The sequence below is a fragment of the Paraburkholderia elongata genome (assembly GCF_013177735.1).
GTDB lineage: Bacteria > Pseudomonadota > Gammaproteobacteria > Burkholderiales > Burkholderiaceae > Paraburkholderia > Paraburkholderia elongata.
Genome location: NZ_WOEZ01000208.1, coordinates 14,083 through 36,202 on the forward strand (window position 1 = coordinate 14,083; position 22,120 = coordinate 36,202).

The following is a 22,120-nucleotide window of genomic DNA, read 5'->3' on the forward strand; positions in this document are numbered from 1 at the left end:
GAGGCGCCCATGGCGCAACGCAATCTCAAACGGGCGCGCGTCGGCGCGCCCGGCGGCGGGGAAGGCGCGGGCGCCGGTTCGGCGCCCGCCACGCATCCCGATCAGCCTCTCCAATTGCCCAACTACGAAACCGTCGCGTTGATGCTGCAAGGCGGCGGCGCGCTGGGCGCCTATCAGGCTGGCGTCTTTCAGGGGCTTTACGAAGCCGGCATCGAGCCGAACTGGCTCGCCGGCATTTCGATCGGCGCGCTGAATACGGCCATCATTGCCGGCAATCCGCCGGAGAAACGCGTCGAGCGGTTGCTGCAATTCTGGGAGACGATCTGCCAGCCGGCGTTCGGGCCGCCGTTGCCGGCCTTTATCGAGCACGCGCTGTTCAATTCCAGTGAAGCCGTTCGCAAGGCCTTCACGGCGACCCAGGCGATGGGCGCGATCGTAGAAGGGCAAAAGGGCTTTTTCGTGCCGCGTTTCCCACCGCCGCTGCCCACCGTCTCCGGACTGCCGCAAATGGCGAGCTACTACGACACCACGCCGCTCAAGGCCACGCTGGAAGCGCTCTGTGATTTCGACCGCATCAATTCCGGTGAGACGCGTGTGTCGGTGGGGGCGGTGAATTGCGGAACAGGCAATTTCGCCTACTTCGATAACACGCATACGAAACTGAGGCCTGAGCATTTCATGGCGTCAGGGGCGTTGCCGCCGGGTTTCGCGGCGGTCGAAATCGACGGCCAGTACTACTGGGACGGTGGTTTGATGTCGAACACGCCGCTCTATGAGGTGATTCAGACCACGCCGCGTCGCGATACGCTCGCGTTCCAGGTCGATCTATGGAGCGCGATCGGACCGGTGCCGGACAACATCACCGACGTTCAAGGGCGCGTGAAAGACATCCAGTATTCGAGCCGCACACGTCTCGTGACCGATATGCTGCAACGTTCGCAGCGTTTCCGGCATGTGCTGCGTGAGGTGCTCGATCGAGTGCCGTCTGACCAGCGCGACGATCCGTGGTGCAAGCTGGCGGATGAGCTATCGTGTTCGAAGCGCTACAACGTGATCCATCTCATCTATCGGCAGAAGGAATACGAAGGGCACTTCAAAGACTTCCAGTTCGGCCTTTCTACAATGCGTGAACATTGGAAAAGCGGCCTGGAAGATATCCGCCAATCGCTTGCTCAACCCGATTGGCTCGACATGCCTGATAACGACGCAGGGTTCGTTACGCACGATATCCATCGGGATGCGCGCGGAAACGGCCGTGGGTGACAGAAGTAGGTCACGTCAGCAGTTGACGGCGGTGGGGCGCGTCGGCAGGTGACAATCACACGTCCAGCAGCAGCCGGCCAATAAAAAACGGCGCCCGAAAGGGCGCCGTTTCTACAAGTAGCTCAAGCAGCAACAGCCAAGCAAAGCGCGCGCAATGAACGCCCGCGCTCCGAAATGCCTTACTTCAGCACGTGAGCAATCGCGCTAGCCACCACGTCGAGGTTGCGCGTATTCAGCGCAGCCACGCAGATGCGGCCCGTGCTCACAGCGTAGATGCCGAACTCTTCACGCAGACGGTCCACTTGCGGCGCCGTCAGACCCGAGTACGAGAACATGCCGCGTTGCGCGTTCACGAAGCTGAAATCGCGATCCACGCCGCTTGCCTTCAGACGTTCGACCAGACCGTTGCGCATTGCGCGGATGCGGTCGCGCATTTCGGCGAGTTCCGTTTCCCACGTGGTGCGCAGTTCAGCCGATGCGAGCACCGCCGCGACCACCGAGCCGCCGTGCGTGGGCGGGTTCGAGTAGTTCGTGCGGATCACGCGCTTCAGTTGCGACAGCACGCGAGCAGACTCTTCCTTGCTTGACGTGATGATCGACAGCGCGCCGACGCGCTCGCCGTACAGCGAGAATGACTTCGAGAACGACGACGACACGAACACGTTCAGTTCCGATGCCGCGAACAGACGGACTGCTGCAGCGTCGGATTCGATGTTGTCGCCGAAACCCTGGTAAGCGATGTCGAGGAACGGCACCAGATTGCGCGCCTTGACGACTTCGACGATCTGCTTCCATTGGTCGACAGTCAGGTCGACGCCGGTCGGGTTGTGGCAGCACGCGTGCAGCACGACAACCGTGCCGGCCGCATAGCTATTCAGCGCGTTCAGCATGCCCTCGAAGTTCACGCCGTGCGTGTGCGCGTCATAGTACGGATAGGACACGACTTCAAAGCCGGCGGCTTCGAACAGCGCGCGGTGGTTTTCCCAGCTCGGATCGCTGATCGCGACCTTGGTGTTCGGGTTCAGACGCTTCAGGAAATCGGCGCCGATTTTCAGCGCGCCCGTACCGCCCAGTGCTTGCGCCGTCACGACGCGGCCCGCGGCGATCAGCGGCGAGTCGTTGCCGAGCAGCAGCTTTTGCACAGCGGCGTCGTAGGCAGCGATGCCTTCGATCGGCAGATAGCCACGCGGCAGCGCGGCTTCGACGCGTGCCTTTTCCGCTTCGCGCACGGCGCGCAGCAGCGGAATCTTGCCCTCTTCATTGAAGTACACACCAACGCCAAGGTTGACCTTGGTGGCGCGCGCATCGGCGTTGAAGGCTTCGTTCAGGCCCAGAATCGGGTCGCGGGGAGCAAGTTCGACGGCGGAGAACAGAGACATGATGGGTGGGCAGCAGTAGTGAAAAGAGGGCGGCTTCGAGCGTGGGCGGCCCGGCCAAAGGTGTCTGACGGACGATTCAGACGGCGGGCGGGCATCGACGAGCGAGCGCAACTTGGCATTGTAGCGAATCCGCGGGCATTTTTCGGTCGACAAAGCCCGCTGATCTGAATTATTTGCTTGAAAAACAGGCACCAAGGCGCCATTTGCCTTTTCTCCGCAGCCGGCCTGTCCTCTACGCAGACCCGCTCGGCTCGGGTTCCCGCAACCCGTTAGAATAGTTCTTTGCCCAAGGCCCGGTGCCGCTCCCCATGTCCGAACACCATCTGACTGAAGCCGACGAGACGCTCGACGAGTCCAAATTCGTCGCGTTCGAAGGCTCGCCGTTCCAGCTTTACCAGCCGTATCCGCCCGCCGGCGACCAGCCGACCGCGATCGACACGCTCGTCGAAGGCATTGAGGACGGTTTGTCGTTCCAGACGCTGCTCGGCGTGACCGGCTCCGGCAAAACCTTCACGATGGCCAACACCATCGCACGGCTCGGCCGGCCGGCGATCGTGTTCGCGCCGAACAAGACGCTCGCCGCGCAGCTCTACTCGGAGTTCCGCGAGTTTTTTCCGCGCAATGCGGTCGAGTACTTCGTCTCGTACTACGACTACTACCAGCCGGAAGCGTACGTTCCGCAGCGCGACCTGTTCATCGAGAAAGATTCGTCGATCAACGAGCACATCGAGCAGATGCGGCTGTCGGCCACCAAGAGCCTGATGGAGCGGCGCGACGTGATCATCGTCGGCACGGTGTCGGCGATTTACGGTATCGGTAACCCGTCGGAATATCACAAGATGATTCTGACGCTGCGCACCGGTGACAAGCTCGGCCAGCGCGACATCATCGCCCGGCTGATCGCGATGCAGTACAACCGCAATGAATCCGACTTCCAGCGCGGTTCGTTCCGCGTGCGCGGCGACACGATCGATATTTTTCCGGCTGAGCACGCCGAAATGGCGGTGCGCATCGAGTTGTTCGACGACGAGGTCGAGACGCTGCAATTGTTCGATCCGCTCACCGGCCGCGTGCGGCAGAAGATTTCGCGCTTCACCGTGTACCCGTCGTCGCACTATGTGACGCCGCGCGACACCGTGGTGCGCGCGGTCGAAACGATCAAGACCGAACTGCGCGACCGGCTCGAGTTCTTCTACAGCAACGGCAAGCTCGTCGAAGCGCAGCGGCTCGAGCAGCGCACCCGCTTCGATCTGGAAATGCTGCAGGAGCTGGGCTTCTGCAAGGGCATCGAGAACTACTCGCGGCACTTCTCGGGCGCCGCGCCCGGCGAGCCGCCACCGACGCTGGTCGACTATTTGCCGTCCGACGCCCTGATGCTGCTTGACGAGTCACACGTGCTGATCGGCCAGCTGAACGGCATGTATAACGGCGACCGGGCACGTAAAGAGAATCTGGTCGACTATGGTTTTCGCTTGCCGTCGGCGCTCGATAATCGCCCGCTCAAGTTCAACGAGTTCGAGCGCAAGATGCGCCAGGTGGTGTTCGTGTCGGCCACGCCGGCGGATTACGAGAAGAAAACGGCGGGGCAAGTGGCCGAGCAGCTGGTGCGTCCAACCGGCCTCGTCGATCCGGAAATCGAGGTGCGCCCGGCGCGTACGCAGGTCGACGACGTGCTCGCCGAGATCAACGAGCGCGTCAAAGTGGGCGACCGCGTGCTGGTCACGGTGCTGACCAAGCGGATGGCCGAGCAGCTGACCGAATTTCTGGCCGACCATGGCGTCAAGGTGCGCTACCTGCACAGCGACATCGATACGGTGGAGCGGGTGGAAATCATCCGCGATCTGCGGCTGGGCACGTTCGACGTGCTGGTCGGGATCAACCTGCTGCGCGAGGGGCTGGATATCCCCGAAGTCTCGCTCGTCGCGATTCTCGACGCGGACAAGGAAGGCTTCCTGCGTGCCGAGCGCTCGCTGATCCAGACCATCGGCCGGGCGGCGCGTAACGTGAACGGCAAGGCGATTCTCTACGCGGACAGGGTGACCGACTCGATGCGCCGCGCCATCGACGAAACCGAGCGGCGGCGCGCCAAGCAGATCGCCTACAACCTGGAGCACGGCATTACCCCGCGCGGCGTGGTCAAGCGGATTCGCGACATCATCGACGGGGTGTACAACGTCGACGACGCCCGCGCCGAACTGAAGGAACAGCAGACTCGGGCGAAATTCGAGGACATGTCCGAGAAGCAGCTCGCCAAGGAGCTCAAGCGTCTCGAAAAGCAGATGATGGAGCACGCCAAGAATCTCGAGTTCGAAAAGGCCGCACAAACCCGCGACCAGCTGGCGCTGCTGCGGCAGCGCGTGTTCGGCGCGAACGTCGGCGATCACGTGCCCGGCGTCTAATCGACCCTTCCTTACGTTCAGGGCGCGGCAATGTGCCGCGCCTTGTCTCTCCTCGCCTTACAACCCGCCAACACCTACGCCCGCGCTTTCCTTAAGACCGCCTTAAGACCCTGTTCCCATAAGGCTTTGCGTGCGTCCTCGTTTGTTCTCCTTGTCGATCAATGATAAACTCGACCAATATTGAGAATGGTTCGCATTAACTTTCGTAATGCAGTTTACAGTTCGCTGCGTTTGCTAACAGAGCCCGCAGGCATGGCCACATCGAAGCAAACGCAGCGCACCGTTCCAATGGATTCGATTCCAGTCTGATAAAAACAAGGAGTTTCAATGCGGATTTCTTCATTCGTGCGCGGTGGCGCAGCAGCGGTGGCCGCAGTAGCGGCGCTTTCCGCAACGGCAGCGGAATACCCGATCGGCAAGCAGCAGATCCAGGGCGGCATGGAAATCGGCGCGGTCTATCTGCAGCCGATCACGATGGAACCCGAAGGCATGATGCGCAAGGCATCGGATTCGGATATCCACCTGGAAGCCGACATCCACGCGGTCAAGAACAATCCGACGGGTTTCGCCGAAGGCGACTGGATGCCGTATCTGCAAGTTCGTTATGAATTGACGAAAGCCGGTTCGAATCAGACTCAGAAGGGCGACATGATGGCGATGGTCGCCAACGACGGTCCGCACTACGGCGACAACGTCAAGCTGCAAGGCCCGGGCAAGTACCACCTGAAGATGATCGTTGAAGCGCCGATGCAAACCGGCCATATGGCTTTCGGCCGCCACGTCGACAAGGAAACCGGCGTGGGCGCGTGGTTCAAGCCGATCACGCTCGAATACGACTTCACGTTCGCGGGCATCGGCAAGAAGGGCGGTTACTGATCGCCGCAGACGCGGATCATCACGCGTGGTCACGCATCGTCTGCGTCGCCACGCGTGAGTGAATGAATGCAGCAGTCAATACAGCCGGCGTGCGGACCGCAAAATCCGCCACGCCGCGTTTTCCGGAAAGGCTAATGAGAATTAACCGAAAGATCGTGATCCTCGCCATGACCACGGTGCTGGCGGGCGCCGCGCACGCAGCGGATCTGCCCACCTTCAAGCTGGAAATGACCGACGGCAAGCTCAATCCCGCACGTATCGAAGTGCCGGCGGGGCAGCGCATCAAGATCGAAGTGCGCAACACCGGCAAGGGCGCAGCCGAGTTCGAAAGTGTGCAGCTACGTAAAGAGAAGGTGTTGGCGCCTGGCGCGGATTCGTTTGTCGTGATCGCTCCGCTGGAGCCGGGCGAGTACAAGTTCTTCGACGATTTCCATCAGCAGGCGCAGGGCGTGATCGTCGCGAAGTAGCGGCTTGGGGCGCGAGCGCATGCCTTGAACAAACGGATTACGCGTTCGCCGAAGCAGTAGCATGATAGAAGGGAGAGCTTGGATGGGTCAGATTCTATTCATCGTGTGGCGAGAAAGTGTCGAGGCCTTGCTGGTCGTCGGCATCCTGTACGCGTGGCTGAAAAATGGCGACGACGATGCGCGCCGCGGTTTGCCGTACCTGTGGGGCGGCGTCGCGGCCGGTGTGATCGCGGCAGTCGCGCTCGGTGCGGTGCTGGTCGGTTTCACGGAAGTGCTCTCCGGTGACGCGCAGGATTATTTCCAGACCGCAATGGTGCTGGTCGCGTGTGTGCTGATCGTGCAGATGGTGCTGTGGATGAAGCAGCACGGCCGGTCGCTTAAGCGCGACATGGAACAGTCGCTGCAAAAGAGCAAGCACGATTCGAACTGGTGGGGCGTCGCGTTGCTGGTCGCATTGGCGATCGCGCGCGAAGGCAGTGAAACGGTGATCTTCCTGTACGGTCTCGGCTTTGGCCAATCGGGTCGCGTGGACGGCAGCCAGATGCTCGCGGTGGCGATCGGCCTCGGTCTCGCCTTCCTGACCTTCTTCGTGCTGCAGTTGGGTGGCAAATACTTCTCGTGGCGGCTCTTCTTTCGCGCCACTGAAATCATGCTGTTGTTCCTCGGCGCGGGCCTGTTCCAGACCGGTGTCGACAAGTTGATCGACAAGGAAATCCTGCCGACGATCATCGACCAGATGTGGAACTCGTCAGCCATCCTCGACGACTCGAGCACCTTCGGTTCGCTGGTTGCGACGCTCACCGGTTATCGCGCCCATCCGGCGTTGATGAATCTGATCGCCTACGCCGTGTACTGGTTGGTCGTCTATCTGCTGGTGCGTCGCGCGAATCGCAAGCCGGTGCAGCAGGCCGCAGGGCGCGCAGCATGAGTGCCGTCATGACCCGCCCGGGCCGCCTCGCCGCGGCCGGGCAGTGGATGCAGCGTCACGGCGGCCTGATCCGCGGCATTCAGTGGGTCGTGGTGGCGGTGTACGCGTTCCTGATTCTCGTGCCGGCGGTGATGTCGCTGCCGGACGACACCGCGCATCTATGGACCAACCTGACGCTGGCCGCGCGGTTCGTGTTCTGGGGCATCTGGTGGCCGTTCGTGCTGCTATCGATGGTGATGCTCGGCCGCGTCTGGTGCGGCGTGTTGTGCCCGGAGGGCGCGCTCGCGGAATTCGCCAGCAAGTATGGTCGCGGCTTGGCGATTCCGCGCTGGATGCGCTGGGGCGGCTGGCCGTTCGTCGCGTTCGGCATGACTACTATCTACGGTCAGATGGTCAGCGTCTACCAGTATCCGAAAGCGGTGCTGCTGGTGCTCGGCGGCTCGACCTTCGCGGCGATGATCATCGGCTTGCTGTACGGGCGCGAGAAGCGCGTCTGGTGCAAGTATCTGTGCCCCGTCAACGGGGTTTTTTCGCTTCTGTCGCGTCTCGCGCCGTTCCACTACAAAGTCGATGAAGACGCGTGGCGCCGTTCGTACAAGAACGGCGAACATGGGCATCGCGTGATTCCGATCAATTGCGCGCCGCTGGTGCCGCTGCGCAATATGAAGGGCGCGTCGGATTGCCATATGTGCGGCCGTTGCAGCGGGCATCGCGACGCGATCGCGCTGACGTGGCGTGCGCCGTCGTCGGAAGTCGTGCAGCTCGGCGACAAGCAGGCGAACCCCTGGGACACCGCGTTGATCCTGTACGGCCTGCTCGGCATCGCGATCGGCGCGTTCCATTGGACCGCTTCGCGCTGGTTCATCGACCTGAAGATGTTCTTTGCGACCTGGCTGGTCGATCACGACATCACCTGGCCGCTCGACACCAACGCGCCGTGGTTCCTGTTCACGCATTACCCTGAGCAGAACGACGTATTCTCGTGGCTCGACGGCACGATGGTGATCGGCTACATCCTCGCTACGGCGCTGGTGTACGGCACAGCATTGCTGGTGCTGCTGATGGGCGCGACGCGCATGCTGGGACGCTTCAACACCGTGCGTCTGCATCATTTGACGCAAGGCCTGATTCCGATTGCCGGCGCAGGTGTGTTCCTCGGCTTGTCGGCGACCACGCTGTCGCTGCTGCGCGCGGAACATTTGTCGTTGTGGTGGGCGTCGGATATGCGTATCGCGATTCTGGCGATTGCCAACCTGTGGAGCGCGTGGCTCGCCTGGCTCGTCACACGTCGCTATAGCGAGCGCTTCGTTCAACGCGGCCTCGCGATGGTGTGGTTCGCCGCGGCGCTGGCTGTGGTCGATAGCGCATGGTGGCTGATGTTCTGGGGCTGGGCTTCGAAGTAAGTCTTAACGCTTCGACGCGCTGTCGAGACCCGATCGGCGCCGTGCAAAAACAGAAAGCCGTGGAGATGATCACATCCCACGGCTTTTCAATTTTCTGTATGTGCGACACACGTCGTTTCGTGCATCCGCATTAGGTGAGAACCAAAAAAGCGGCCTGGCTGGCTGCGACGGCTGGCTTGGTGTCTGCACGAAGGGGTCTAGTTCTCACGTGCAAGCCGTCGTGGCTGGCTAATGCCCAACACCTCTCGAGGAGGTGGTCCCCACAATACCCGGTACTTACCTCTCTATTCGCTCTTACTTCGTCAGGATCAGCTTGCCTAAGCGCGTTGCACGCAACTGGTAGGTCTCGCCGTTATGCACGATGCTGACGTGGCTATGTCCTTGCAGCAGTGCGTCGCTGCGCACGACCCGATCCGACTTCTCGCTCGTACCGTTGGTGCGATCCGCTGCGGGCTTCGCGGCGGTTGCCGTCGCCGTCGATGCTTTCGGACGGCTGGTCAGCGCGGCCGCTGGGCGGCGCAGGCTGAGTGTTGAAGAGCGCGTGAGATCGGTCATTCGTTTTTGCTGTTGGTCGATTCGATGGATCAATTCTAAATGATAACCATTCCCATTTACAAGAAAGGGAAATTCATCGGATCTGATTTCCGATAGCTGAATGGCGGGGAACAGGACGGCGAGAGAGGGCGGCGAAGCAGGGTGCTTCCGGTCGACCGTTCCGGCACGGCCGCGCAAGGAGCATGACGGCCAGCGATACATAGGTCCGCGGCCGCCGGCTACGGTGCGGGCAGAGCGCCCGCACAAGATTCAATGCAACGAACCGGGTTCCTGCTTGGCCTGCACGTACTGGCGGATCAGCCGCACGGTATCGATATCGTTCTCGCGATACGCCGATTTCACGATTTCCTGCGTCTGCACGGCGTCCTGGTCGTTGGACACGGGCAGCGTGGTCGCGTATTCGAAGCGCAGGAACAACTGCAGTTCGTCAGGCTGCTCGATGGTCATCGTCAGCGACCCGCCGACATAGTCCGCCGTCGGCAGAATGTCGTAGCGCACGCTCTGGCGATCCTGCAGCGTGACACGGTCGCGCACGGTGGCCTGGCCGTAGTGCAGTTCCCGTTCGAGCGTGTCGCCTTCGCGCGAAAGGATGGTGCAGCTGTCGAGTCCGATCACGAACAGTTGCGGCTGTTCGGCGCGCAGCACGAGACCCTCCCATAACTGCTCGCGGGTCATCGAGTCGACAAACGGATTCAACGGATCGTTGATCTGGATAAGGTGTTCGAAATTCAAAACGGCAGCTTCCTCTGAAAGCGTTGCACAACGTTCAGCCCGGCTGAGCCAATTCCATCATTGTCGCGCTCGGCGAGCTATCGCGCCAATGTGCCGGCGCGCGAGGCTCGCATGGCTTCAGGCGACGGCGAGACCTGAACGGATCGTGATCGAATGCGTGAGGATCTTGTGAACTGGGCACGCATTGGCAATTTGCAAGAGCCGTTCCCGCTGCTCGTCGGACAGATCGCCTTCCAGCATGATCTTGCGGTCGATGGTCGAGCCCGCGTCGCCGGTTTCAAACGACAGCGCCACGCGCACGTCGGCGAGCGGCCAGCCCTTACGCTGAGCGTACATCTTCAGCGTGATCGACGTACAGGCACCGAGGCTCGACAGCAACAGCGCGACGGGCGTCGGCCCGCGATCACCGCCGCCAAGCGACTCGGGTTCGTCGGCGAGCCACGTGTGCTTGCCGTCGTCGAAACGGACCTGGAAATTCGTCGAGCCGATGTGGGCGGTGACGGTGGACTCTGCCATGCGCGCTCCTGAACAGGGACGGAAATCGCCGTGCGCCACGGTCCGTCATGGCTAGACGGTGTGGTGCATGGCACAAATTGCTATTGTGAACGAATTTACCTGCCTTCGCGCCGATGTGCCGCGGCGCGGGCGGCTTGGTGAGCGCCGCGCCGCCGCAGTCGTGAGCGCAATCACAAGCGGCAACGCGCGCCGGCACGGCCAATCAGTGCGTGATCGCGCCCATGCGTCCCGCCTGATAATCAGTCACGGCCTGGCGGATCTCATCTTCGGTGTTCATCACGAACGGGCCGTAGCGCACCACCGGTTCTTTCAGCGGCACGCCGCCGAGCAGAAGCACTTCGAGCGGCTCGGCGCCGGCCGTCAGCGTGACGGACTCGCCGTCGTTCTGGAATACGACCATCTTCTGCGCGTCGATTTCCTGGCGCGCGTCGCCTTCGCCGTAAAAGCCCTTGCCCGACAGGCTGTAAGCGAACACGCGATAGTCGGCCGGCACCGGCTGCTGGATCGTCGCACCCGGTTGCAGCGAGAAATGCTGATACAGAATCGGCGTGCGCGTTTCGATCGCCGCCTTCACGCCGAGTGCTTCGCCCGCGATTACCTTGACGCGCACCTTGCCGTCCGCGGACGTGGCGACCGGAATGCTGGCTGACGGTATCTCCTGATAGCGCGGCTCGATCATCTTGTCGCGGCGCGGCAGATTCACCCACAGTTGCACGCCATGCACGCGCCCACCGGTGCGCACGAACGACGGGTCCGGCATCTCACTGTGCACGACGCCCGCGCCCGCAGTCATCCATTGCACGTCGCCGGGATGCAGCGTGCCCGAATGGCCTGCCGAATCCTTGTGGCCGAATTGGCCCTCGAGCGCGTACGTGACTGTTTCGAAGCCCCGATGCGGATGATCCGGCGCGCCTACGGCCTCACCCGGCGCGTAGTCGATCGGACCCATTTCGTCGAGCAGCAGGAACGGATCGAAATCCATCAGCAGGCGGGTCGGAAACGGGCGGTGGACGACAAAGCCGCCACCTTCGGTCGTGCGAACGGCGGGAAACGTGCGTTCGATCGTGCGCGTCGTGCTCATCAAAGTCACCTCAAAAAATGGGGAATAGCATTATTTTTGAAACATAGGGCTATTATAGGGACCGTTTTCCTAGGCGCCAGACGCCGTCACGCAATGGATTGTTCTATTACTGGAACGATGAGATGAAGATCGATTCACACAATCTGAACGACCTGATGTACTTTTCGCAGGTCGTCGAACATGGCGGCTTTTCCGCCGCCGAGCGTGTGCTGGGCATTTCCAAGTCGCGCCTGTCGCGCCGGCTGACCGAGCTGGAAGCGTCGCTGGGCGTGCGTTTGCTGCAGCGCTCCACCCGCAAGCTGGCGCTCACTGAAGCCGGCCAACTCTTCTACCAGCACTGTCAGGCGATGCTGAGCGAAGCGCAGGCGGCCGTCAACGTGGTGCAGCAACTGCGGTCGTCGCCGCGCGGCACGGTGCGTGTGAGTGTGCCGGTGACGATTTCGCAGACCATCCTGTCGCAGATCCTGCCGGAATTCATGCATCGCTACCCGGAAGTGCGGGTGGTGATGCGTGTGACGAACCGCGTGGTCGATCTGTTCGAGGATTCGATCGACATCGCGTTGCGCGTGCGCTCCGATCCGCCGGAAAACGCCAACATCGTCGTGCGCCCGTTGTGGCGCACGCAGCAGATGCTGGTCGGCGCACCGAGCCTGTTGCAGCAGAATGCGCCGCCGCTGTTGCCTGCCGATCTGAGCCGTTTCGAAACGCTCGACGTGCCGACCGGCGACGGTCGCCACGTCTTCGATCTGATCGCCCCCGACGGCACGCGCCACGCGCACGAACACGAGCCGCGCCTTGTGACTGCCGATCTGATGACGATTCGTGAAGCGACGCTGTCCGGCGTGGGCATCGCCGCGTTGCCGGAAATGATGTACGGCAGCGCGTTGCGCGCGGGGCAGTTATCGCCGGTGATGCCGGGCTGGACTTTTCCGACGCCGCAGTTGTACGCGGTATTCGTGTCGCGGCAGGGGATGGTGCCGGCTGTGCGGGCGTTCGTCGATTATCTGGTCGAAATGCTCGATCCGGACGAAGGTAAGCACATCATGGGCGAGTGTCCGACGCGCGCCGAGCAAGACGCTGCGCAGCCCGCTTTCGCGGTCGCGTTATAGCACTTATTACGGGCGGCAACATCGCTTTTAGCATTTAAGCGCCGCCTGTCATGAGTACTTTCAATGACAGTTTGCTTGAATGCGCGCTCTAGCGGGCCTATAGTGAAATCCCTTCGCTAAGGAGTCTCTTATGCGAAAACTCATGGCCTCTATGATAGTGGGCCTGATAGGGCTGACCGCGCTGTCCGTGTCGATCACGGCTGTCGCATGCGGTGATTCGAGCTATCAATCTTCTTCGACCGATGGCAAATAATCCCGCCGCCCGAAAGCGCCGAGTGCGCACAAAAAAAGGCCTTCATCTGACGATGAGGGCCTTTTACTTTTAGCCCTTGTTTCAAGGGTGTTTCCGCTTATTCGGCAGGCGCTGCTTAACAGCGGTGCGTTGCTACGCGCGGATCACTTGCCCTCATTTTCCTTCATTTACCTTTAGGCTGCGTGACGAAGCCGATCTTCGTAAGGCCGCCGGCCTGCGCCGCCGACATCACTTCCGCCACTTTCTCGTACGCGACCTTGCGGTCCGCATCCAGGTGCAGCTCCGGCTGCGGATTCGTTTGCGCAGCCTCTGCAATCTTCGCGCGCAGCGCCGCGTCGTCGACCTTCTTGTCGTCCCACAACACGTTGCCGTCCGCATCGACGATGACCGTCACTTGCGCGGGCTTGGTGTCTTCCTTCTGACTGCTTGCATGCGGCAGATCGATTTTGACCGCGTGACGGATCACCGGGATCGTCACCATGAAGACGATCAGGAGAACCAACATCACGTCGACGAGCGGCGTCATGTTGATTTCGTTCATCAGGCCGTCGTCATCGCCGCCGGCGAAGGGGCTCATTGCCATCGGAATGCCTCGTCGATCAGTGGGCGCGCGTAGCGAGGCGCAATCCGTCGCCGCGCTTGGACGACGACAGACGGGCACCCGTCACGAAGAATGCGTGCAGACCGTGCGCAAAGCGGCTCAGCTTGGCGACGATCGCCTTGTTGGCGCGCGTCAGTGCGTTGTAGCCGAGCACGGCCGGAATCGCGACGAACAGGCCGAACGCGGTCATGATCAGCGCTTCGCCAACCGGGCCCGCGACCTGATCGATCGACGACTGGCCGCTCGCGCCGATCGCCAGCAGTGCGTGATAGATGCCCCACACCGTGCCGAACAGGCCGACGAACGGCGCCGTGCTGCCGATCGAGGCGAGAATCGCCAGACCGCTTTGCATACGCGCGACGCTTTCATCCATCGTGTCTTTCAGGCAGCGCGTCACCCAATCCGACACGTCCATGCGGTCGTGCAGATGCGGCTGCGTCTGATGATGGTGATCGGCGGCTTCCTGGCCCGACAGTGCAAGTGCGAGGAACGGATTGTCCTGCGGCGTCGACGATTCGGCGCCGAGCTTCTTCACGCCATCGGCGAGATCGTCTGAATGCCAGAACTGCTGTTCGGCGTTCTTCGTGAGCCGTTTCAGGCGCATCACATTCCAGCCCTTGATGACGATCACGCTCCACGACATCACCGACATGATCAACAGCGCGAGCGCGATTCCCCGCGTCACGAAATCCCCTTGCGCCCACACGTGCGCCAATCCGTAGTTTTGCATTGCAATTCCTTTTTTTAAAATCTGCCTCAATCGTTCAGATTGAAGTTGTAAGGCTGGGTGTACGCGGCCCGAATCGGCTGGCCGTTCTCGAGATAGGGCTTGCAGGCACTCGCGTGCGCTGCGGCAACCGCGGCATCGTCCAGGCGGTTGAAGCCGCTGCTCTTTTTCAGTTCGATGTTCTCGAGCTTGCCCGTCAGTCCGACCACGAACTTCACATAGGCGGTGCCAGTTTCACCGCGTCGCTTGGAAAGCGATGGGTACTCCGGCGTGACCATGTTGCAGTCGAGGTGCGAAACATTTTTCGGCGCGGTGATTTCCATCGTCGGACGGCCGACCGCCGGAGCAGCCTGAGCGGGCGGTGCAGCCGGCGCGGGCGGCGTTGGATCAGCCGCTGCGACAGGCGTGGGCGACGGCGCGGCGGCCTCGGGCAACGGCGTAGGCGTCGGCCTGGGCGTCGGTGTCGGTTTTGGCTGGACTTTGGGCTTGGTATGGACCGGCGGCACCGGCTTGGGCGGCGGCGCGATCGATTGCAACGCGACGGGCGCGGCGACCGGCGCTGGCGCCAGCAACTGCGCGGTCATGACACGCGATTCGAGTGACGGTTGCACGGGTTCATGACGCAACGTCAGGACCTTCGCAAGCAACGCGACGTGAATCGCTGCGACCGCGGCAGTCGCGGTCAAGGCACGGGAATTCATTCGGACGGACGAAGCCGGCGTGGCACCGGCTGAAACGGTATGCGAGGCCTGCATATTAGCGTGGCGACGCGCCGTCGATGCGGCACGTCAGGCAAGACATCGTCATGTTCGGAAGATCAGCAGCGAAATGAACAAAGTAGTCACGAAACCAATCAGCAATTCCATCTCGAACTCCTTGTAACGGGTGAGCGGGTAGCTGGCTGGTACGGATACTGGCTTGCTGACGGCAGTGGGAAAAGACGAGAAGCAGGACGTGAAGCTGGGCGTGAAGCCGCGCATGCAGCAGTAAGGCGGTGAGCCCCCGAGGCGCGGCATGGGCCGCGGCCTAAAACCGGCCTCAGGCGGCCTTGCGTTCGTAAAACGTCAGCGGCACCGCTTGCGGGTGGTGCTCAAAGCCGCAGCGGCTCGCGCACACGCCGCTTTCCATCATGACGTCGCGCACGGAATCCGCGCACTTGCCACAACAGGAGGCGACGCCGAGTTCGAACTGGAGTTCGTCGAACGAATCGACGCCTTCCGCGATCGAGGCACGGATCTTTCGGTCAGAAACAGACTTGCAGACACAGACAATCATGGCAGGGCGTCATAGCTAACGTTAATGCGAACTATTATCATTTTGATTGGCCCATTTGGCAAGCGTCCTGCATGATTTTTTGTAACAAAACCAGACTGTTGGAAGGGTTTCGCCTACGGGGTGGGATTCGTCGCGGGCGGCGGGAAGGGTGCAAAAACGCCTAAAAAACACGCAGAAAGGCCGGGTGGCGGCCCTAAAACGCAGCGGGCGAGGGTTTTATGCGGCTTGGGAATCGGGCGCTGCCGTGCGGCGCGACGGGATCACGACCTGATCGACTGCCGCGTCGATTTGCAGCAGGGTAGCGGCGAGCTGCTGCTGATGCGTGCCGTCGCCGGTTGAATAAAAGCGGGGCAGAACAGCACCGGTGCTTTCCGGTGCAGCGCGCAGCCCGTGCTGGTCGAGTACCCGCTCCAGCTGGCGCGCGATGGCCACGCTCGTATCGATCAGCGTCAGCCGGTCGCCGACGATATCGCGGATCGCCGCATCGAGAAACGGGTAGTGGGTGCAGCCGAGCACCAGAGTGTCGGCGCCGGCATCGAGCATGGGCTGCAGGTAGCTGCGCAGCAGCGCGCGCAATTCAGCGGACCCGACGTCGCAGCGTTCCACCGCCTGCACGAGCCCGTGGCCCGGTTGGCAAAGAAAGCGGCAATCAGCGGCGTAGCGCTCCAGCAGGGCCTGAAAGCGGGCGCTGCGCAAGGTCACTTGCGTGGCGAGCACGCCGGCGACACGCGTTTTCGACTGCAGTGCGGCCGGTTTGACGCCCGGCTCGACGCCGATCAGCGGAATGGACAGCTTTTCGCGGACCAGTGCGATGGATTGCGCGGTCGCCGTGTTGCATGCAACCACCAGCGCCTTCGCGCCTTGCCTCGCGAGCCATTCCCCGATTGCGAGGGTGCGGTCGGCGATGAAGTCGTCGTCGCGTTCGCCATAGGGGGCGTAGAGCGAGTCGGCGACGTAGATGAGCACTTCGCCGGGCAGTTGCGCCCGGACCGCCCGCAGCACCGACAAACCGCCCAGCCCCGAGTCGAAAATGCCGACCGGCGCCCGCGATCCGCCACCTGAGGTGGCAATCGGGGCACTCGAAGACGGCGATTCTGCGGGCATAGGCGATAAGGAGACGCGCGGCATAGCGGTCACGGGAAACTCACGAAAACGGGAAAGTGCGCAAGTATATCGCCCGCGCGGTGCGCGGGTTTTTCCAACCTGGTTCGATCAGGACTCGACCGAACCCATTGCAGTTTGCTGGTAGTTCTGGATGCCGACCTTGTCGATCAGGTCCAGTTGCGTTTCGAGCCAGTCGATGTGTTCTTCCGTGTCGTCGAGAATCTTCACGAAGATTTCGCGCGAGATGAAGTCGCGAACCGACTCGCAATACACGATCGCTTCTTTGCAGGTGCTTTGCGAAATCTGTTCGAGCTTCAGATCGCATTCGAGGATTTCTTTGGTTTCTTCGCCGATCAGCAGCTTGTGCAGGTCTTGCAGGTTCGGCAGGCCATCGAGCATGAAAATGCGTTCGATCAGCCAGTCGGCGTGCTTCATTTCGCCGATCGATTCGTCGTATTCATGCTTGCCAAGTTTCTCGAGGCCCCAGTGCTTGTACATCCGCGCATGCAGGAAGTACTGGTTGATGGCGGTGAGCTCGTTCTTCAGTTGCGAGTTCAGATACTCGATAACTTTTTTGTCGCCTTGCATGATGATTCCTTATGGGGGCTTTGAATTTTCAACAACAATAAACGCCGGGCCTGAAAAAGCCAAGACAACAGACGCATCATTTGACATTCTTTCCGGCTTCACGCGCAGCGGCTCGCGCCGAAATGAAAAAAGCCGGGACCGCAGCCCCGGCTTTTGACACACGTGACAGGCGTTAGCGGCGAATTAAACCGTCGCGACCGGAATTTTGCCGATCTTCGCTTGCCATTCCTTCGGGCCGATCTGGTGCACCGAGGTGCCGTTCGAATCGACGGCAACCGTCACCGGCATATCCTGCACGTCGAATTCGTAGATCGCTTCCATGCCAAGGTCTTCGAACGCGAGAACCTTCGCGCTGCGAATTGCCTTCGACACGAGGTAAGCAGCACCGCCCACGGCCATCAGGTACGCGGCCTTGTGCTTCTTGATCGCCTCGATCGCAACCGGGCCGCGCTCGGCCTTGCCGATCATCGAAATGAGGCCGGTTTGCGACAACATCGTCTCGGTGAACTTGTCCATGCGCGTGGCGGTGGTCGGGCCTGCTGGGCCGACTGCTTCGTCGCGCACCGGATCGACCGGGCCGACGTAATAGATCACGCGATTCGTGAAGTCGACCGGCAGCTTTTCGCCCTTCGCGAGCATGTCAGCGATGCGCTTGTGCGCCGCGTCGCGGCCCGTCAACATCTTGCCCGACAGCAGCAATGTCTGGCCTGGCTTCCAGGCTGCGACTTCTTCCGGAGTCAGCGTGTTCAAATCGACGCGCTGGCTCTTTTCCGTGTCCGGTTCCCACTGGACTTTCGGCCATGCGTCGAGCGACGGCGCTTCGAGCTTCGCCACGCCCGAGCCATCCAGCGTGAAATGCGCGTGACGGGTCGCTGCGCAGTTCGGGATGATCGCGATCGGCTTGCTTGCAGCGTGCGTCGGCGCAGCCATGATCTTCACGTCGAGCACGGTGGCGAGACCGCCGAGACCTTGTGCACCGATGCCGAGCGCGTTGACCTTCTCGTGCAGTTCGACACGCAGTTCTTCGATCCAGTCCTTCGGGCCGCGTGCGATCACGTCCTGAATGTCGATCGGATCCATCAGCGATTCCTTCGCCATCACCATCGCTTTCTCAGCGGTGCCGCCAATGCCGATACCGAGCATGCCCGGCGGGCACCAGCCTGCGCCCATGGTCGGCACGGTCTTCAGAATCCAGTCGACGATCGAGTCCGACGGGTTCAGCATTGCGAACTTCGATTTGTTTTCCGAGCCGCCTCCCTTGGCGGCAACCTGCACGTCGACCTTGTCGCCCGGCACGATCTCGTAGTGGATCACGGCCGGCGTGTTGTCTTTCGTGTTCTTGCGCGCGCCTTCCGGAGGGCTCACGATCGACGCGCGCAGCACGTTGTCCGGGTTCAGGTAACCGCGGCGCACGCCTTCGTTGATCATCTCGGTGACGCCCATCGTCGCACCGTCCCAACGGACATCCATGCCGACCTTCACGAACACTGTAACGATGCCGGTGTCCTGGCAGATCGGGCGCTTGCCTTCCGCACACATGCGGCTGTTGGTGAGAATCTGCGCGATCGCATCCTTCGCTGCCGGGCTCTCTTCGAGCTCGTAAGCGCGGCCCAAGGCCTGGATGTAATCGAGCGGGTGGTAATAGCTGATGTACTGAAGCGAATCAGCAATGCTCTGAATCAGATCTTCCTGTTTGATGACGGTCATGGCTAGCTCAGTGGGGACAGTGGCGCTTGTTATCCGATCGCGATTGGCTGTGCGGTCAGTCGTGCGCCTTCAGGGGAGTGGAACCGGTCGAACTCACGACATGCAGCGCCGTGGGTTCCTGAAAATGTTTCGGATGCGTATGGGTGGTCAGACGGTCGACCAGGGCCTAGGTAAAGCGGCACTTGCAGCCACCGGCTCATGAAGATGATGGCGGGCAGCGGGTGCATCGGGCGGCGCTGACGAGCTGAGTCGGGTCGCGAGGCGGACATAGGCAAGAGTCAGATGAAACGCAGGTGACGGAACACGGACTAAATGCGCTGACCCGCAGCGCAAACCAAACGCGCGGATCGAGCACGCAAACCAGGGCGCAGACGGCGCGGGTCGCGGCCAAGGGAGACCGGAAGAGCTCGCGTCAGGCGCGCTATTGTACAGCGTCGGCTGAATTTGCTGCGGCGCGGCGGGCAGTGCGGCGCTTACGAGGTCACGGAAGTATCAACAGGGTAAACCCGAAGGTGCCGACCAGCAGCATCGAGGCAATGAGAAGCAGGGAGTAGTGATTCAAGCTGGAATCGATACGGCTAGTTCAGTTAGCATTGTGAGAGGGCGTGCGAGCCAGCGTAAAGGCGCGGCGCCAGTGCGGCATGCGCGATGCTTGCCATGTACCCGAGATCGGTATGTCGATCCGGACACATTAACGGAACATAGCGCGTAGCATGCCGTGCCTGACTGGTCTGAACCGCGTAAGGGTTTTCGCTCGTCACGCGATGCGGTTCGCGTAAGTGGCCGGTAAGTTGCAAAGTTTATGTTTGAACGCGAGAGCGGAACGTTGGTCCTTCATGCATTCATGTTGCAATGCCACATGAATGAAAATGAAAGGCGAGCGGGCCGCGGCGCAGCGATCGGCGATCGCAGCGCGAGGGTTGGAGACAGCGCGCCGCCTTTCGATCACGGATGGCGGCGGCACCATCACATGGCGCGCCATAGGCGTGCCGGCACAGGTTTTACGTTTCATCTTCACCAAGGGGTTGTCGATGTCTGCGATTGAATCGGTTCTTCAGGAACGCCGTGTTTTCCCGCCCTCCGCTGAAGCAGCGGCTGGCGCGACGATCTCCGGCATGGACGCGTACCGGGCGCTGGCCGCCGAAGCGGAGCGCGATTACGAGGGTTTCTGGGGGCGCCTCGCCCGCGAGACGCTTAGCTGGCACAAGCCCTTCACCAAGGTGCTCGACGAATCGAACGCGCCGTTCTACACGTGGTTCGAAGACGGTCAGCTAAACGCCTCGTATAACAGCATCGACCGTCACGTCGAAGCCGGCAACGGCGAGCGCGTCGCGATCATCTTCGAAGCCGATGACGGCACCGTTACCAACGTCACCTATAACGATCTGCTGCAACGCGTCTCGCGCTTTGCGAACGCGTTGAAAAAACGCGGCGTGAAGAAGGGCGATCGCGTCGTGATCTATATGCCGATGTCGATCGAAGGCGTTGTCGCGATGCAGGCGTGCGCGCGGATTGGCGCAACGCATTCGGTGGTGTTCGGCGGCTTCTCGTCGAAGTCGCTCAATGAGCGGTTGGTGGATGTGGGCGCTGTTGCGCTCGTCACGTCCGACGAACAGATGCGCGGCGGCAAAGCATTGCCGTTGAAGAACATCGCCGACGAAGCCATTGCCATGGGCGGCTGCGATGCAGTGAAGAGCGTGATCGTCTACAAGCGCACCGGTGGCAAGATCGCATGGAACGATAGCCGCGATCTGTGGATGCACGAACTCACGCAGGCCGAATCGGATCAATGCGCACCCGAGTGGGTCGGCGCCGAGCATCCGCTCTTCATCCTCTATACGTCGGGTTCGACGGGCAAGCCGAAGGGCGTGCAGCACAGCACCGGCGGCTTTCTGCTGTGGGCCGCGCAGACCCTGAAGTGGACCTTCGACTGGAAGCCCACGGATGTGTTCTGGTGTACCGCCGACATCGGCTGGATCACCGGCCATAGCTATATCGCGTACGGACCGTTGACGCTCGGCGGCACCCAGGTCGTGTTCGAAGGCGTGCCGACCTATCCGAACGCCGGCCGCTTCTGGGACATGATCGCGAAGCACAAGGTCTCGCTGTTCTATACGGCGCCGACCGCGATCCGCTCGCTGATCAAGGCCGCCGAAGCCGATGCGAAGATTCATCCGAAGAGCTACGACCTGTCGTCGCTGCGCGTCATCGGCACGGTCGGCGAGCCGATCAATCCGGAAGCGTGGATGTGGTATCACGAGAACGTCGGCGGCGGCCGTTGCCCGATCGTCGATACGTGGTGGCAAACCGAAACCGGCGGCCACATGATCACGCCGTTGCCTGGCGCGACGCCTTTGGTGCCGGGTTCGTGCACGCTGCCGCTGCCAGGCATCATGGCGGCTGTGGTCGATGAAACCGGCCAGGACGTGCCGAACGGGCAGGGCGGCATTCTGGTGATGAAGCGTCCGTGGCCGTCGATGCTGCGCAACGTGTGGGGCGATCCGGACCGCTACCAGAAGAGCTACTTCCCCGAAGAACTCGGCGGCAGACTCTATCTCGCCGGCGACGGCGCGGTGCGCGACAAGGACACCGGCTACTTCACGATCATGGGCCGCATCGACGATGTGCTCAATGTGTCCGGCCACCGCCTCGGCACGATGGAGATCGAATCGGCGCTGGTGTCGAACCCGATCGTGGCTGAAGCGGCCGTGGTGGGCCGTCCTGATGCGACGACTGGCGAAGCCGTGTGCGCATTCGTGGTGCTCAAGCGCGCGCGTCCTGAAGGCGAAGAAGCGGTGAAGCTCGCCAACGAACTGCGCAACTGGGTCGCCAAGGAGATCGGTCCGATCGCCAAGCCGAAGGACATCCGCTTCGGCGAGAACCTGCCGAAGACGCGTTCGGGCAAGATCATGCGCCGCCTGTTGCGCTCGCTCGCGAAGGGCGAAGAGATCACACAGGACGTGTCCACGCTGGAGAACCCGGCGATTCTCGATCAGCTCGGCGAGTCGCTCTGAGCTTAGGTTTGCCTGGGTTTGTAGCAAGGGTATGTCGATGATGTGCCCTTGACCGGACCCAGGTATCGACCAATTTAGACCACTTAGGTCAGGCAGTTAAAGCCACCGCGCGGACAATCCCGATTGCCTGCCCGGTGGCTTTT

22 protein-coding genes and 1 pseudogene are annotated in these 22,120 nt (G+C 61.6%); 9 read left to right on the plus strand and 14 right to left on the minus strand.

The genetic code is table 11. From position 1 onward, the window contains the following. Window positions 1–9 precede the first annotated feature (9 nt). Window positions 10–1,263, plus strand: a complete 1,254-nt coding sequence (locus GNZ13_RS36840; protein ID WP_172174014.1) for a DUF3734 domain-containing protein — start codon at window positions 10–12, stop codon at window positions 1,261–1,263. A gap of 179 nt (window positions 1,264–1,442) precedes the next feature. Here GNZ13_RS36840 and GNZ13_RS36845 read toward each other — a convergent pair whose 3' ends face one another. Further along, window positions 1,443–2,642, minus strand: coding sequence for an amino acid aminotransferase (locus GNZ13_RS36845; RefSeq protein WP_172174017.1), 1,200 nt, complete (start codon window positions 2,640–2,642; stop codon window positions 1,443–1,445). A 308-nt stretch (window positions 2,643–2,950) separates the two neighbouring features. On the opposite strand from GNZ13_RS36845, the gene uvrB reads away from it, so the two are divergent. The 5 genes from uvrB to GNZ13_RS36870 all read left to right on the plus strand — a co-directional run bounded on the left by uvrB (window position 2,951) and on the right by GNZ13_RS36870 (window position 8,715). Further along, window positions 2,951–5,041: an excinuclease ABC subunit UvrB gene (gene uvrB / locus GNZ13_RS36850; RefSeq protein ID WP_172174020.1), complete on the plus strand. Its 2,091-nt coding sequence runs from the start codon at window positions 2,951–2,953 to the stop codon at window positions 5,039–5,041. A gap of 327 nt (window positions 5,042–5,368) precedes the next feature. Next, window positions 5,369–5,917, plus strand: a complete 549-nt coding sequence (locus GNZ13_RS36855; RefSeq protein ID WP_172174023.1) for an iron transporter — start codon at window positions 5,369–5,371, stop codon at window positions 5,915–5,917. Window positions 5,918–6,051: 134 nt separating this feature from the next. Further along, window positions 6,052–6,384, plus strand: coding sequence for a cupredoxin domain-containing protein (locus GNZ13_RS36860; protein WP_172174026.1), 333 nt, complete (start codon window positions 6,052–6,054; stop codon window positions 6,382–6,384). An 82-nt stretch (window positions 6,385–6,466) separates the two neighbouring features. Then, window positions 6,467–7,312, plus strand: a complete 846-nt coding sequence (locus tag GNZ13_RS36865; RefSeq protein WP_172174029.1) for an FTR1 family iron permease — start codon at window positions 6,467–6,469, stop codon at window positions 7,310–7,312. Then, window positions 7,309–8,715: a 4Fe-4S binding protein gene (locus GNZ13_RS36870; protein WP_172174032.1), complete on the plus strand. Its 1,407-nt coding sequence runs from the start codon at window positions 7,309–7,311 to the stop codon at window positions 8,713–8,715. The genes GNZ13_RS36865 and GNZ13_RS36870 overlap by 4 nt, the downstream gene beginning before the upstream one ends. Before the next feature lie 294 nt (window positions 8,716–9,009). Here GNZ13_RS36870 and hemP read toward each other — a convergent pair whose 3' ends face one another. The 4 genes from hemP to GNZ13_RS36890 all read right to left on the minus strand — a co-directional run bounded on the left by hemP (window position 9,010) and on the right by GNZ13_RS36890 (window position 11,599). After that, entirely contained in the window at window positions 9,010–9,270 is a 261-nt protein-coding gene (gene hemP / locus GNZ13_RS36875; RefSeq protein ID WP_172174153.1) for a hemin uptake protein HemP, read from the minus strand. A gap of 249 nt (window positions 9,271–9,519) precedes the next feature. Further along, entirely contained in the window at window positions 9,520–10,002 is a 483-nt protein-coding gene (locus GNZ13_RS36880; protein ID WP_172174035.1) for an SRPBCC family protein, read from the minus strand. 117 nt (window positions 10,003–10,119) lie between these two features. Then, a complete protein-coding gene (locus GNZ13_RS36885; protein ID WP_172174038.1) occupies window positions 10,120–10,518 on the minus strand; it encodes an OsmC family protein in 399 nt (132 codons plus the stop codon). 202 nt (window positions 10,519–10,720) lie between these two features. Then, window positions 10,721–11,599 (minus strand): pirin family protein, encoded by an 879-nt coding sequence (locus tag GNZ13_RS36890; RefSeq protein WP_172174041.1) that lies wholly within the window; start codon window positions 11,597–11,599, stop codon window positions 10,721–10,723. A 122-nt stretch (window positions 11,600–11,721) separates the two neighbouring features. Here GNZ13_RS36890 and GNZ13_RS36895 point away from each other — a divergent pair, with 122 nt between their 5' ends. Beyond that, window positions 11,722–12,708: a LysR family transcriptional regulator gene (locus GNZ13_RS36895; protein WP_172174044.1), complete on the plus strand. Its 987-nt coding sequence runs from the start codon at window positions 11,722–11,724 to the stop codon at window positions 12,706–12,708. 416 nt (window positions 12,709–13,124) lie between these two features. Here the strand turns inward: GNZ13_RS36895 and GNZ13_RS36900 are convergent, their stop codons facing one another. The 6 genes from GNZ13_RS36900 to bfr all read right to left on the minus strand — a co-directional run bounded on the left by GNZ13_RS36900 (window position 13,125) and on the right by bfr (window position 17,256). Beyond that, a complete protein-coding gene (locus GNZ13_RS36900) occupies window positions 13,125–13,544 on the minus strand; it encodes an ExbD/TolR family protein (RefSeq protein WP_172174047.1) in 420 nt (139 codons plus the stop codon). 16 nt (window positions 13,545–13,560) lie between these two features. Beyond that, entirely contained in the window at window positions 13,561–14,292 is a 732-nt protein-coding gene (locus tag GNZ13_RS36905; RefSeq protein WP_172174050.1) for a MotA/TolQ/ExbB proton channel family protein, read from the minus strand. 26 nt (window positions 14,293–14,318) lie between these two features. Beyond that, window positions 14,319–15,044: an energy transducer TonB gene (locus GNZ13_RS36910; protein WP_172174053.1), complete on the minus strand. Its 726-nt coding sequence runs from the start codon at window positions 15,042–15,044 to the stop codon at window positions 14,319–14,321. A gap of 283 nt (window positions 15,045–15,327) precedes the next feature. Further along, entirely contained in the window at window positions 15,328–15,564 is a 237-nt protein-coding gene (locus GNZ13_RS36915; protein ID WP_172174056.1) for a (2Fe-2S)-binding protein, read from the minus strand. Between the two features lie 216 nt (window positions 15,565–15,780). Continuing rightward, window positions 15,781–16,668, minus strand: coding sequence for a glutamate racemase (gene murI / locus GNZ13_RS36920; protein WP_172174156.1), 888 nt, complete (start codon window positions 16,666–16,668; stop codon window positions 15,781–15,783). 108 nt (window positions 16,669–16,776) lie between these two features. After that, on the minus strand, window positions 16,777–17,256 hold the full coding sequence (gene bfr, locus GNZ13_RS36925; RefSeq protein WP_063495349.1) for a bacterioferritin: 480 nt from the start codon (window positions 17,254–17,256) through the stop codon (window positions 16,777–16,779). On the opposite strand from bfr, the gene GNZ13_RS36930 reads away from it, so the two are divergent. Continuing rightward, window positions 17,255–17,413, plus strand: coding sequence for a hypothetical protein (locus GNZ13_RS36930; RefSeq protein WP_172174059.1), 159 nt, complete (start codon window positions 17,255–17,257; stop codon window positions 17,411–17,413). The two genes, bfr and GNZ13_RS36930, sit on opposite strands and share 2 nt — an antisense overlap. Window positions 17,414–17,439: 26 nt before the next feature. Here the strand turns inward: GNZ13_RS36930 and GNZ13_RS36935 are convergent, their stop codons facing one another. The 3 genes and pseudogenes from GNZ13_RS36935 to GNZ13_RS36945 form a co-directional block, all read right to left on the minus strand. After that, window positions 17,440–18,963, minus strand: a complete 1,524-nt coding sequence (locus tag GNZ13_RS36935; RefSeq protein WP_172174062.1) for a fumarate hydratase — start codon at window positions 18,961–18,963, stop codon at window positions 17,440–17,442. A 164-nt stretch (window positions 18,964–19,127) separates the two neighbouring features. Further along, window positions 19,128–19,232: pseudogene (locus tag GNZ13_RS52995) on the minus strand (TIGR00645 family protein); the annotation flags it as partial. A 488-nt stretch (window positions 19,233–19,720) separates the two neighbouring features. Further along, window positions 19,721–19,984, minus strand: a complete 264-nt coding sequence (locus tag GNZ13_RS36945; RefSeq protein ID WP_172174065.1) for a hypothetical protein — start codon at window positions 19,982–19,984, stop codon at window positions 19,721–19,723. A gap of 10 nt (window positions 19,985–19,994) precedes the next feature. Between GNZ13_RS36945 and acs the strand changes: the two genes are divergently transcribed. Beyond that, window positions 19,995–21,977, plus strand: coding sequence for an acetate--CoA ligase (gene acs, locus GNZ13_RS36950; protein ID WP_172174068.1), 1,983 nt, complete (start codon window positions 19,995–19,997; stop codon window positions 21,975–21,977). Window positions 21,978–22,120: the final 143 nt, after the last annotated feature.